Below are 12787 nucleotides of genomic sequence, written 5' to 3'. Positions count from 1 at the left end.
TCGATGCAGCTGAACCACCGTCATCGCGAGCAAGCTCAGCTCCCACAGGGATTTGTGTCAATTGCAGTTCTGTGAACACCTCACATCCCATGTGGGAGCGAGCTTGCTCGCGATAGCGCCCTTCCAGACGCCAGCAAAACTCAGCTTTCAGCGATCAACCAATCCATCTGCCACCCACCCTGGGTCTGCCCCAGCTTTTTCGACAGCCACGGCAGCAGTTCACGCAACTCTTCCTCCAGCCCCCACGGCGGATTGGCAATCGCCAGGCCGGAGCCGTTCAGGCTGTTGGGCGTCGCCAGTGGATGCACCAGCAGCTCCACCCGCAACAGCTTCGGCGCGCCCGTGCCGGCCAGGTCCTGGTAGAAGCGGCGCAACATCCGCTGGTCCTTAACCGGGTACCAGATCGCGGCCACCGTCTGGCGCATCCGGCCAATGGCTTCCTTGAGGGAGGCGGCGCAGCGCTGCATCTCGTCCAGCTGTTCGAAGGGCGGATCGATCAGCATCAGGGCACGCTTCTCTGCCACCGGCAGCAGCGCCCGCGGCACATGCCAACCCTCACCCAGGTGGACCGCCACGCGACGGTCGCCTTTCATGTTGTCCTTGAGCAACACGCCGTCTTCAGGGTGTTTCTCATTGAGCAGCACACGGTCCTGCGAACGGGTCAGGCGCCGCGCCAACTCCGGCGAGCCCGGGTAGTAGCGCAACTGCCCGTCCGGGTTCATCTCGTGCAGCACCTTCATGTAATCGGCGGTCAGCGGCGGCAGATCGCTCTCGCCCCACAACCGCGCAATGCCTTCCAGGTACTCACCGGTACGGTTGGCCTGGTCACCCTGCAAGTCGTACAACCCGATGCCCGCGTGGGTATCGAGGTAGGCGAAGGGCTGCTCCTTGCGCGACATCAAGGCAATGAGGCGGGTCAAGGTCAGGTGTTTGAATACATCGGCGTGATTGCCGGCGTGGAAGGCGTGGCGATAATTCATGGCGGCTCCTGCGAAGGGCGACGAGTTTACCTCGAAGCGCGTCGGACGTCAGGGGTTCGCAGCCCGGCGGACAGGCCACCATCAGACCAGCTCTCGCAGCAAATACGCCTGCAATGGCGCCTTTTGCGCCTCAGTCGGCTCCGATCGCTCAAGAAAGTGGGCAATCTTGCAGCGCAGGACGCTGCCGTCGACCCGCTCGAACACATGCGGATGCTCTTCACCCAGCCAAGTGAGCACGTTGTCCAGCAGACAGTCCGTCGGGCCCTCGGTCATTGCGTCCAACAGTGCGACGGGCACTTGCCACCAGGGAAAAGCCTGGGCCGGCCGCTGGGCATTTCCCACGACCTCAAGGGATTGCCCATTGATCAGACAGCGCTTGATGACCGGCAAGACTTGCCCGGCCTCCACCGCCGTCGATTGCAGGATCGGCCGCATGAAGCGCCCATCCCAAAAACGCAGGAAGACCGGCTTGCCACCGGGCAACAGCACCTGCGTGAGCCCGCGCAAGTGTTCGACAAGGATTTCCTGGCTCACGCACGAAACCGCCAGCCAACCCCAATCGAGGGAGTCGGTGGCGGCTATCCAATCAACAAACCCACTGTCTGCGCTGACCAGCCCTACATAGGGCATGACCGCTTCCCACTCGGCGTACGGCGTGTCGGCCCAGATCGGGCTGGCGACCGAGTTCATCGAGCGCCTCCAGGCCGACAACGCCCCGGCGCTACTGGCATTGCTGAAAATGGCGAAAAGTTGCTCGGAGGCCTGCAAGGGGTGGTCCTCAAGCCAGGCGCGGGGAGATTGATCGCTGTTCATGGACGCCCCCGGACATCGATAGATTTGTGAACGACCGGCGGCACTGCACAAGCGCCACTCCTGCAACGCTCGCACTCCTCGCAGAACGGCGCCGAACCTTGGAAACTGAGGATCTGCGCAAGGGAAAGCGCGGGCGCCGCCGCAGCGACCAGCTTCTCGGCGCTGCCTGGAGAGCCGGATGCCGCGCTCATGACCGCCATCGGCGCCCCACCGACCTCGAGGGGTACGCTGCTGGAAATCCCCCCGGCACCGATGTTGATCCAATGGCCGCCGGCCTGAAGGGTCACGCTCGCGCCCCCGTCCAAGACTACCTGCTGGCCGGCGCTGACATGAAACTGCTGGCTGGCATTCAGGACCTGGCTGGTGACACGAATATGCCGCTCGCCGCTCACCAGCAGATGATCGTCCTGCCGCACTTCTGTCCGGCGTTGACCGTGGGTAAGGCGCTGCTCATCGGCCTTGAGCTCGTGCCGTGCCGCACCGGCGACAACGATGCTGCGCTCGTGATCGACCTGCACCCGCTGGTCATGCAGCACATGCTGGGTCCAGTTGCGCTGGGCCCGCAGGTAGATCTCCTCGGCGCCCTTGCGATCCTCGATGCGCAATTCGTTGTAGCCTGCCCCGCCGGGGCTGCTCTGGCTGCGCCACACGCTGCGGGTCTTGTCCGCAGGCAGGTCCAGCGGCACCGGGTTGGCGCCGTTGGGCAGACACCCGACGACCAACGGCTTGTCCACGTCGCCATCGATGAACCCCACCAGGACTTCCATCCCGACCCGGGGGATCATCACTGCGCCATAGCGATCGTGAGCCCAACCAGAGGCCACGCGCAGCCAGCAGCTGGAATGCTCGTCGCATTGACCGTCGCGATCCCAGACCAGTTGCACTTTGACCCGTCCGAACTCATCGCAATGGATCTCGCTGTCCACCGGCCCGGTCACCACCGCCGACTGATAACCATGGGCGCGGGGCTTTTCGTGATCCAAAGGTGGCCGAAAGAACACGTCCCATGGCGTGGCAAGAAAGGTATTTTTGTAGCCCTGGAACTCATCCGGGCCGGCGGCTGTTTCTTCCAGCACCTGCGGTTGACGGCCATGATGGTCGATCTGCGTCAGGAGCCAGAGATCATTCCACGGTTCCCGGGGATGCTCCTTGATGCGCATGAAATGTCCGCTGACCAGGGCGCTTTCATTGCTGCCGCCTTCTGCCACGCAGTGGTCGGCGCCGTGGCGCTCAAGGGCGCGTCGGGTCAGATGCTTGCCGTCGTCACGGGCGCAGAAACCACCGGGATAGTGATAGTCCTCGAGCACAGGGCGCTGTCGATTGTCGAGTTGGGTTTGCAGTAACAAACCGGGCCTGCGGAAGTCGTAGTCGCGCAACGTCACGGCAGTGGTACGGGTCTGGAGCCGCACTGCCAGGCGCTTGATGGCCGGCTCGTCGGCGGCCATGCCGCTGTCCGGCAGGTATAGCGTCGACTCAGGCAGGCGGTGAAACACCGTCTGGTCGTCACCGAATACCAGCAGATGACCGTCAGGGCGGTGCCTGAAGTGATAATGGATGCCGACTTCGGCGCAGATCCGCTCGATGAAGGCCAGGTCGCTTTCGCCATACTGCACACAATACTCGCGCTCGGGGTATTGCCCGCCCAGCGTGAACTGGCAGGCATCCGCCAGGATCCCGTGATCCTTCAACACCCGGGCAACGATATCGGGCACGTTCAGGTGCTGGAAAACTCGCTGGTTGATGCGATGGCGCAAGTAGGCCAGGCGGGGCACCAGGCTGATCTGATAACGGGTCAGGCGTTTGCCCGAATCCCCCTGGGCCACGCTATAGACCTGACCGTGTATGCCACGGTCCCAATCATCGAACCCCAGAAATGCCTGGCGATGCAGGAGCTCTTCCAGCGCCAGGTCAGACCGCTCGCTGACCAGTTCCAGGTCAAAGCGATAGGGCTGGCTGATGGCTTCCTTGCCCTTGAACTCAAGCACCTTGAGTTCATTCGGCCCGCTGTCGAGCGTCAGCGTGAAACGTGGTTGGTTGGCAGGCGGGAACATCCAATGTGCCTCTGCTGAGTGGAGGCGGGCGATTCTGCACGAGCGATAGGGGGAGTGGATTGGAGGTCAGGAAAAACAGATTTGCCTTACAGCCAATGAGCTAAAAGCGGCAAGACGTGATGCATTTTCCGATAGACATTCGTGGCATCGCGGCCAACCGCAACCATCCCACGAATGAATCAGCCGTTTCCTGCAACACGGCGGATCTCGGCGCCGTAACAGCCGTGATAACGTGTGCTGGTCGCAAAAAAAGCAAAGGATGCACGGCATGACGACACGTTACGCAAAGATCGCAATGACCCTGGCGCTCGCCGCATTCGCCTTCCTGACGGTGTTCAATAACATCACGGACTACAGCTCCAACTTCAATTTCGTCCATCACGTACTGAGTATGGATACCACCTTTCCCGACAACGCCGCCCGGTATCGGGCCATCGATCAACCGTGGATGTGGCACGGGGCCTATTGGCTGATTATTCTCGGCGAAGCGATGACGGCAGGGTTGCTGGGCTACGGCGCACTGGAACTGTGGCTGGCACGCCAAGCCGAGGCCGCGGTTTTCGCCCGTGCCAAGCGCTGGGCCGTTGCCGGCCTGACGGTGGGTTTCTTCGTCTGGTTCTTTGGTTTCATGGTGGTCGGTGGCGAGTGGTTCCTGATGTGGCAATCAGAAATCTGGAATGGCCAGGACGCTGCGTTCAGGTTCTATATGGCGATTTTGGGGGTGTTGATCTTTCTCAACCAACCTGACGCCAATCCGGACTGAGCCCCATGAAAAAACGGCCCGCCTCCATTGGAGACGGGCCGTTTTTATGCAAGTCGTCCTGCGAGCCATCAAGGCCCCGCCGAAGGCCTTACTGGTTCAGGCGAAAATCTTTTTCCGCCGCGTCGAAGCGCTGCAGCATACCGGCGGTAGGCGAGCCCGCCTTGCTGACCAGGTAGATAGCCAGGCTGGCGAAGATGAAGCCTGGGATGATTTCGTACAGCCCCAGCAACGCGAAATGCTTCCAGACGATCACGGTGATCGCACCCACCAGGATGCCGGCGAGCGCGCCATTGCGGGTCATGTTCTTCCAGATCACGGAGATCAGGACAACCGGGCCGAAGGCGGCACCAAAACCGGCCCAGGCGTAGCTCACCAGGCCCAGTACACGGTTTTCCGGGTTGGCGGCCAGGGCGATGGCGACCAAGGCCACCAGCAGCACCATGGCGCGGCCGACCCAGACCAGTTCCAGCTGGGAAGCGCCCTTGCGCAGGAAGGTTTTGTAGAAGTCTTCGGTCAGGGCACTGGAGCACACCAGCAACTGGCAGCTCAGGGTACTCATCACCGCCGCCAGGATGGCCGACAGCAACACACCGGCAACCCATGGGTTGAACAGTATTTTCGCCAGCTCGATGAACACCCGCTCAGGGTTCTCGGTCACGGGACCGGCCACGTCAGGGTGCGCCGAGAAGTAAGCGATACCGAAGAAGCCCACGGCCACGGTGCCGCCCAGGCAGAGGATCATCCAAGTCATGGAAATGCGACGAGCCTTGGCGATCGACTTGACCGAATCCGCCGCCATGAAGCGCGCCAGGATGTGCGGTTGGCCGAAGTAGCCCAGGCCCCAGCCCATCAGCGAGATGATGCCGATGAAGGTGGTGTTTTTCAGCATGTCGAACGACGTAGGATCTTTTGCTTCGATAGCCAGGAACGTGGTGTCCACACCACCGGTAGCCAGCAGCACGATGATCGGCGTGAGGATCAGCGCAAAGATCATCAGGGTGGCTTGTACGGTGTCGGTCCAGCTCACGGCCAGGAAACCACCGACGAAGGTGTAGGCGATGGTCGCCGCAGCACCGGCCCATAGCGCCGTCTCGTAGGACATGCCGAAGGTGCTTTCGAACAGACGGGCGCCGGCAACGATGCCGGAAGCGCAATAGATGGTGAAGAACACCAGGATCACCACCGCAGAGATGATCCGCAGCACACCGCTCTTGTCTTCGAAACGGCTGGAGAAGTAGTCCGGCAGCGTCAGTGCGTCACCGTTGTGCTCGGTCTGTACCCGCAGGCGACCGGCCACGAACAACCAGTTCAGGTAGGCACCGGCGATCAGGCCGATGGCGATCCAGCTTTCCGACAGGCCGGACATGTAGATCGCACCAGGCAAACCCATCAACAACCAGCCGCTCATGTCGGAAGCGCCGGCAGACAGTGCCGTCACGACGCTGCCCAGGCTACGACCGCCCAGGATGTAATCGGAAAGGTTATTGGTGGAGCGGTAAGCCATCAGACCGATCAGGACCATGGCTGCGATATAGATCACGAAAGTGATCAAGGTGGGATTACTAACACTCATGAGTTACGCCCTGGCTTTGTTTTTATGTAGCGGTGGCAGTTTAAAGCGTCGACAACACAGACGTTGTAGCGACGATTTACAGTCCCGCGAATTTATGACTGATGTTTCCCCAGGAAAGCCATCAGCCGATGCCCCTCGGCTTTTGAACCGGTTGCACCTTGGCCGCGAATGCTATTCAACAAATCAAATAAGGTGCAACCAGTTTCGTTCGAATAAGTTGCACCTGATCGATTTTATCGCCAAATCTGTGTTTTTTGCTCCCTTTTAGTGCAGTTCCCAGCACCCAGCTAGAAGCCAAAGCACTAAGCCAGTGCAGGATCAACCGGGCAATATTTGCTTCCGGATGAGCTGCCTGTCATTTCGAGAAAAAAAGGGTTGCACCCGGTTGCACCTCAATCATCGCGCAGCTAATCTTGCCGCCAGCTGATGCCACGCGATACGTGGTAAACATGAGGATAAAAATATGGCTACCACCACCCTTGGGGTCAAACTCGACGACCCGACCCGCGAACGCCTCAAGGCGGCCGCAACCTCGATTGATCGCACGCCGCACTGGCTGATCAAGCAGGCAATTTTCAATTACCTGGAAAAACTCGAGGGTGGTGCAACCCTGACCGAGCTGAACGGCTCACCTCGCACCGACAGCGACGATGCTGGCGATGTGCAGGTCGACCATGCTCACCAATGCTTCCTCGAATTTGCCGAGAGCATCCTGCCGCAATCGGTCCTGCGCGCCTCCATCACGGCCGCTTACCGTCGCCCAGAGCCGGAAGTGGTGCCGATGCTGATCGAGCAGGCCCGCCTGCCGGCACAAATGGCCGAAGCCACCAACAAACTGGCTGCTTCGATTGCTGAAAAACTGCGCAACCAGAAAAGTGCCGGCGGCCGTGCCGGTATCGTTCAGGGTTTGCTGCAGGAATTTTCCCTGTCGTCCCAGGAAGGCGTAGCACTGATGTGCCTGGCCGAGGCGCTGCTGCGCATCCCGGACAAAGGCACCCGTGACGCGCTGATCCGCGACAAGATCAGCACCGGCAACTGGCAGCCACACTTGGGCAACAGCCCGTCGCTGTTCGTCAACGCCGCCACGTGGGGCCTGCTGCTGACCGGCAAGCTGGTCGCTACCCATAACGAAGCGGGCCTGACCTCTTCCCTGAGCCGCATCATCGGCAAGAGCGGCGAGCCGATGATCCGCAAGGGCGTCGACATGGCCATGCGCCTGATGGGCGAGCAGTTCGTCACCGGCGAAACCATCGCCGAGGCCCTGGCCAACGCCAGCAAGTTCGAAGCCAAAGGCTTCCGCTATTCCTACGACATGCTGGGTGAAGCCGCACTCACCGAACATGATGCGCAGAAGTACCTGGCCTCGTACGAACAAGCCATTCATTCGATCGGCAAAGCGTCCCATGGCCGTGGGATTTATGAAGGCCCAGGCATTTCCATCAAGCTGTCCGCCCTGCACCCACGTTACAGTCGCGCCCAGTACGAGCGCGTCATGGACGAGCTGTACCCACGCCTGCTGTCGCTGACCCTGCTGGCCAAGCAATACGACATCGGCCTGAACATCGACGCCGAAGAGGCCGACCGCCTCGAACTGTCGCTGGATCTGCTGGAGCGCCTGTGCTTCGAGCCGCAACTGACCGGCTGGAACGGCATCGGCTTCGTGATCCAGGCCTACCAGAAGCGTTGCCCGTACGTGATCGACTACGTCATCGACCTGGCACGCCGTAGCCGCCACCGGTTGATGATTCGCCTGGTAAAAGGCGCGTACTGGGACAGCGAAATCAAGCGCGCCCAAGTCGAAGGCCTGGAAGGCTATCCGGTCTATACCCGCAAGGTGTACACCGACGTGTCCTACATCGCTTGCGCCCGCAAGCTGCTGTCGGTGCCGGAAGTCATCTACCCGCAGTTCGCCACGCACAACGCCCATACCCTGGCAGCCATCTACCACATCGCCGGTCAGAATTATTACCCGGGCCAGTACGAATTCCAGTGCCTACATGGCATGGGTGAACCGCTGTACGAACAGGTTGTAGGCAAGGTTTCCGAAGGCAAGCTGAACCGTCCGTGCCGTGTGTACGCTCCGGTCGGCACCCACGAGACACTGCTGGCGTACCTGGTACGTCGCCTGCTGGAAAACGGCGCGAACACTTCGTTCGTCAACCGTATCGCCGACCAGTCCATCTCGATTCAGGAGCTGGTGGCCGATCCAGTGGCCAGCATCGAGCAGATGGCGACGCTGGAAGGCGGTTTCGGCCTGCCGCACCCGCGCATCCCACTGCCGCGCGACCTGTATGGCAGCGACCGCGCCAACTCCAGCGGCATCGACCTGGCCAACGAACATCGTTTGGCGTCGCTGTCCTGCGCCCTGCTTGCCACTGCCCATAACGATTGGACAGCCGTGCCGATGCTCGGCTGTGCCGCCAGCGAAGAAGCCCCGGCCCCGGTACTGAACCCGTCCGATCACCGCGACGTGGTTGGTCATGTACAGGAAGCCACGGTCGTCGACGTCGACAACGCCATCCAGTGCGCCCTCAACGCCGCACCGATCTGGCAAGCCACGCCGCCAGCCGAGCGCGCCGCGATCCTCGAACGTGCCGCCGACCTGATGGAAGGCGAGATCCAGCCGCTGATGGGCCTGTTGGCCCGCGAAGCCGGCAAGACCTTCGCCAACGCCATCGCTGAAGTGCGTGAGGCCGTGGACTTCCTGCGCTACTACGCGGTACAGGCGCGCAACGATTTCACCAACGATGCCCACCGCCCACTGGGTCCGGTGGTCTGCATCAGCCCGTGGAACTTCCCGCTGGCGATTTTCAGCGGCCAGGTCGCCGCTGCCCTGGCCGCCGGCAACCCGGTATTGGCCAAGCCCGCCGAGCAGACGCCATTGGTGGCTGCCCAGGCTGTGCGCCTGATGCTCGAAGCCGGCATTCCGGAAGGCGTGCTGCAACTGCTGCCGGGGCGCGGCGAAACCGTCGGCGCCCGCCTGGTGGGTGACGAGCGGGTCAAAGGCGTGATGTTCACCGGCTCCACCGAAGTCGCTCGCCTGCTGCAACGCAACATCGCCGGTCGCCTGGACAACCAGGGCCGGCCGATCCCGCTGATCGCCGAAACCGGCGGCCAGAACGCCATGATCGTCGATTCCTCGGCGCTGACCGAACAAGTAGTCATCGACGTGGTGTCGTCGGCCTTCGACAGTGCCGGCCAGCGTTGCTCGGCCCTGCGGGTCCTGTGCCTGCAGGAAGATTCCGCCGACCGTGTCATCGAAATGCTCAAGGGCGCCATGGCCGAATCGCGCCTCGGCAACCCCGAGCGCCTGTCCGTGGACATCGGCCCGGTGATCGACGCCGAAGCCAAGGCCGGCATCGAGAAACACATCCAGGCCATGCGCGACAAAGGTCGCACCGTGTACCAGATGGCAATCGCCGACAGCGACGAGTGCAAGCGCGGCACCTTTGTCATGCCAACCCTGATCGAACTGGAAAGCTTCGACGAACTGCAGCGCGAGATCTTCGGCCCGGTGTTGCACGTGGTCCGCTACAAGCGCAAGGAACTGGATCAGTTGATCAACCAGATCAACGCTTCCGGCTACGGCCTGACCCTGGGCGTGCACACGCGCATCGACGAGACCATCGCCAAGGTCATCGACAACGTGCATGCGGGCAACGTCTACGTGAACCGCAACATTGTCGGTGCTGTGGTCGGCGTGCAGCCGTTTGGCGGCGAAGGCCTGTCGGGGACCGGTCCCAAGGCCGGTGGTCCGCTGTACCTGTACCGCCTGCTGTCGACACGTCCTACCGATGCGATCCAGCAATCCTTCGTCCGTGGCGATGCCCTGGTGGCGCCGGACCTGCGTTTGCGCGAGGCCATGGGTAAACCGCTGGCCGCGCTGCAAGCCTGGGCCGACAGCCAGAAGCTCGCCGAACTGAGTGCCGTGTGCGTGCAATTCGCAGCCCAGTCGCAAAGCGGTATTACCCGGACCCTGACCGGCCCGACCGGCGAGCGCAACAGCTACGCCATCCTGCCGCGCGAGCACGTGTTGTGCCTGGCCGACGTGGAGGGCGACCTGCTGACGCAACTGGCGGCCGTACTGGCCGTGGGCGGCTCGGCCGTGTGGCCGGAAACCGACACCAGCAAGGCGTTGTTTGCACGCTTGCCGAAAGACCTGCAGGCACGCATCCAGCGGGTGGCCGACTGGACCAAGGACGAGGTGCTGTTCGACGCGGTCCTGCACCACGGCGATTCGGATCAACTGCGCGGCGTTTGCCAACAGGTAGCCAAGCGCGCCGGCGCCATCGTCGGGGTCCATGGCCTGTCCCAGGGCGAAACCAGCGTGGCGCTGGAGCGCCTGGTGATCGAGCGGGCCTTGAGCGTCAACACCGCGGCGGCGGGTGGTAACGCCAGCTTGATGACTATCGGCTAAACCGCTGTAGACCAGGCACCTGCAACGGGTGCCTGGCAATCCAATCCCTGTGTGAGAGCCTTGCTCCCACAAAGCCTGATCCCACAGAGCTCGCTCCCACATTGGGATTAGTGTCGCCCTCACCTCTGCATCACTATCATCAATCATCCTGTTCAGCCTTTATCAGCACGCCTAGACTCGGCCCATCCCAAAAAAAGGTAAGCCGCCATGTCCGAGACGCTGCTCAGTTCCCGCAATCTGGCTTTCGAGCTGTATGAAGTCCTCGATGCCGAGGGTCTGACCCAGCGCGAGCGGTTTGCCGAGCACAATCGCGAAACCTTCGACGCTGCCATCGGTACGGCCCGCAGCATCGCCGAGAAATTTTTCGCACCCCACAACCGCAAGAATGATGAAAACGAACCGCGCTACGAGAACGGCGAGGCGATTCTGATTCCCGAGGTAAAACCGGCGGTGGACGCCTTCCTCGAGGCGGGGTTTCTCAACGCCGCACGCAGCTTCGAGGCAGGCGGCATGCAACTGCCGACGTTGCTGTCCCAGGCCTGCTTCGCGCACTTCCAGTCGGCCAACGCCGCTTCGACCTCTTATCCGTTCCTGACCATGGGTGCGGCGAACCTGATCGAGAGTTTCGGCAGCGAGGAGCAGAAGCAACGCTTCCTGCAACCGATGATCGACGGTCGTTTCTTCGGCACCATGGCCCTGACCGAGCCCCATGCAGGCTCTTCGCTGTCGGATATTCGTACGCGCGCGGAGCCTGCATCCGACGGCACCTATCGACTCAAAGGCAACAAGATCTTCATTTCCGGCGGTGATCATCCGTTGTCGGAAAACATCGTGCACATGGTCCTGGCGAAACTGCCGGACGCGCCGCCGGGCGTGAAAGGCATTTCGCTGTTTATCGTGCCCAAGTTCCTGGTCAACGACGACGGCAGCCTCGGCCAGCGTAACGACGTGCTGTTGGCCGGGCTATTCCACAAGATGGGCTGGCGCGGCACTACCTCCACCGCGCTGAACTTCGGCGACAACGGCGAATGTGTCGGTTACCTCGTAGGCAAACCGCACCACGGCCTGAGCTACATGTTCCAGATGATGAACGAGGCGCGGATCGGCGTCGGCATGGGCGCGGTGATGCTGGGTTACGCCGGCTACCTGTATTCCCTGGAATACGCCCGCGAACGCCCGCAGGGCCGGGTGCCCGACAGCAAGGACCCGACCACCGCCCCCGTGGCGATCATCCAGCACGCCGACGTGCGCCGCATGCTGCTGACCCAGAAGGCCTACGTCGAAGGGTCGTTTGACCTGGGCCTGTACGCGGCGCGCTTGTTCGACGACACCACCACCCTGGACAGCGAAGCCGAACGTCGGCGCGCCCATGAGTTGCTGGACCTGCTGACCCCGATCGTCAAATCCTGGCCCTCTGAGTTCTGCCTGAAGGCCAACGAGCTGGCGATCCAGATTCTGGGGGGCCACGGCTACACCCGCGAATACCCGGTAGAGCAGTATTACCGCGACAACCGCCTGAACCCGATCCATGAAGGCACCCACGGCATCCAGTCCCTGGACCTGCTGGGGCGCAAACTGGCGCAGAACGGCGGTGCCGGGCTCAAGCAATTGATCCGGCTGGTGGCCGACACCACCGAACGCGCCCAGGCGCACGCTTCACTGACGCCGTTGCGCCAGCCGCTGGAAGCGCTGGTGGCGCGCCTGCAAACAGTCACCCTCGGCCTGCTGACGGACCTGGGCCAAGGCAAGGTCAACACCAGCCTCGCCAACTCGGCGCTGTACCTGAAGGTGTTTGGGCACATGGTGATCGGTTGGCGCTGGCTGGAACAGGCGATTCGTGCCGAAGAAGGCCTGGCCAAGGGCAATGCCGCAGACAGCGATTTCTATAAAGGCAAGCTGCAAGCGGCGCGCTACTTCCTGACTTGGGAAGTGCCGGGTTGTCATCATGAGCTGGCGATTCTCGAGGCGCGGGATGATACGTGCCTGGGGATGCGGGATGAGTGGTTCTGAGCCCGCGTTTGTGGTGCGGCTGACGTCCAATCGCGAGCAAGCTCGCTCCCACAGGGGGGCCACGTGGACGCGAAATCTGCGTTCACCACCAATCCACTGTGGGAGCGAGCTTGCTCGCGATAGCGGTGTTTCAGCCAACACACGGGTAACTGTGCTGACGCCTTCGCGAGCAAGCTCGCT

General features: G+C 62.0%; 7 protein-coding genes. 3 read left to right on the top strand and 4 right to left on the bottom strand.

Features of this window, described 5'->3' with window-relative positions:
- Positions 1 to 140 precede the first annotated feature (140 nt).
- The 3 genes from QMK47_RS03530 to QMK47_RS03520 all read right to left on the bottom strand — a co-directional run bounded on the left by QMK47_RS03530 (position 141) and on the right by QMK47_RS03520 (position 3844).
- The gene (locus QMK47_RS03530; RefSeq protein ID WP_003197086.1) at positions 141 to 980 is read right to left on the bottom strand and encodes a 23S rRNA (adenine(2030)-N(6))-methyltransferase RlmJ; all 840 of its coding nucleotides are present in this window, start codon (positions 978 to 980) and stop codon (positions 141 to 143) included.
- Between the two features lie 81 nt (positions 981 to 1061).
- Positions 1062 to 1793: a DUF4123 domain-containing protein gene (locus QMK47_RS03525; protein ID WP_320389808.1), complete on the bottom strand. Its 732-nt coding sequence runs from the start codon at positions 1791 to 1793 to the stop codon at positions 1062 to 1064.
- Positions 1790 to 3844: a type VI secretion system tip protein VgrG gene (locus QMK47_RS03520; protein ID WP_320389807.1), complete on the bottom strand. Its 2055-nt coding sequence runs from the start codon at positions 3842 to 3844 to the stop codon at positions 1790 to 1792. Before QMK47_RS03520 ends, QMK47_RS03525 begins: the two co-directional genes overlap by 4 nt.
- A 268-nt stretch (positions 3845 to 4112) precedes the next feature.
- Between QMK47_RS03520 and QMK47_RS03515 the strand changes: the two genes are divergently transcribed.
- Entirely contained in the window at positions 4113 to 4607 is a 495-nt protein-coding gene (locus tag QMK47_RS03515) for a DUF2165 family protein (RefSeq protein ID WP_043042997.1), read from the top strand.
- 88 nt (positions 4608 to 4695) lie between these two features.
- On the opposite strand, the gene putP is transcribed toward QMK47_RS03515, so the two are convergent.
- Positions 4696 to 6180 (bottom strand): sodium/proline symporter PutP, encoded by a 1485-nt coding sequence (gene putP / locus QMK47_RS03510; RefSeq protein ID WP_253471177.1) that lies wholly within the window; start codon positions 6178 to 6180, stop codon positions 4696 to 4698.
- A 463-nt stretch (positions 6181 to 6643) separates the two neighbouring features.
- On the opposite strand from putP, the gene putA reads away from it, so the two are divergent.
- Complete coding sequence (putA, locus tag QMK47_RS03505) at positions 6644 to 10597, top strand: trifunctional transcriptional regulator/proline dehydrogenase/L-glutamate gamma-semialdehyde dehydrogenase (protein ID WP_253471175.1); 3954 nt, start codon at positions 6644 to 6646, stop codon at positions 10595 to 10597.
- Positions 10598 to 10804: 207 nt separating this feature from the next.
- Entirely contained in the window at positions 10805 to 12607 is a 1803-nt protein-coding gene (locus QMK47_RS03500; RefSeq protein WP_320389806.1) for an acyl-CoA dehydrogenase, read from the top strand.
- Positions 12608 to 12787 lie beyond the last annotated feature (180 nt).

This window comes from Pseudomonas sp. P9_35, assembly GCF_034008205.1.
GTDB classification, from domain to species: Bacteria; Pseudomonadota; Gammaproteobacteria; order Pseudomonadales; family Pseudomonadaceae; genus Aquipseudomonas; species Aquipseudomonas kilonensis.
The sequence above is the reverse complement of the archived record's forward strand: the minus strand, read 5'-3'. Positions and strand labels throughout refer to the sequence as shown.

What these genes read in the sequence shown, in the direction of transcription:
- QMK47_RS03525 (WP_320389808.1), bottom strand. Translation starts at nt 1,793, where the DNA reads ATGAACAGCGATCAATCTCCCCGCGCCTGGCTTGAGGACCACCCCTTG.
- QMK47_RS03520 (WP_320389807.1), bottom strand. Translation starts at nt 3,844, where the DNA reads ATGTTCCCGCCTGCCAACCAACCACGTTTCACGCTGACGCTCGACAGC.
- QMK47_RS03500 (WP_320389806.1), top strand. Translation starts at nt 10,805, where the DNA reads ATGTCCGAGACGCTGCTCAGTTCCCGCAATCTGGCTTTCGAGCTGTAT.
- putA (WP_253471175.1), top strand. Translation starts at nt 6,644, where the DNA reads ATGGCTACCACCACCCTTGGGGTCAAACTCGACGACCCGACCCGCGAA.
- QMK47_RS03515 (WP_043042997.1), top strand. Translation starts at nt 4,113, where the DNA reads ATGACGACACGTTACGCAAAGATCGCAATGACCCTGGCGCTCGCCGCA.
- putP (WP_253471177.1), bottom strand. Translation starts at nt 6,180, where the DNA reads ATGAGTGTTAGTAATCCCACCTTGATCACTTTCGTGATCTATATCGCA.
- QMK47_RS03530 (WP_003197086.1), bottom strand. Translation starts at nt 980, where the DNA reads ATGAATTATCGCCACGCCTTCCACGCCGGCAATCACGCCGATGTATTC.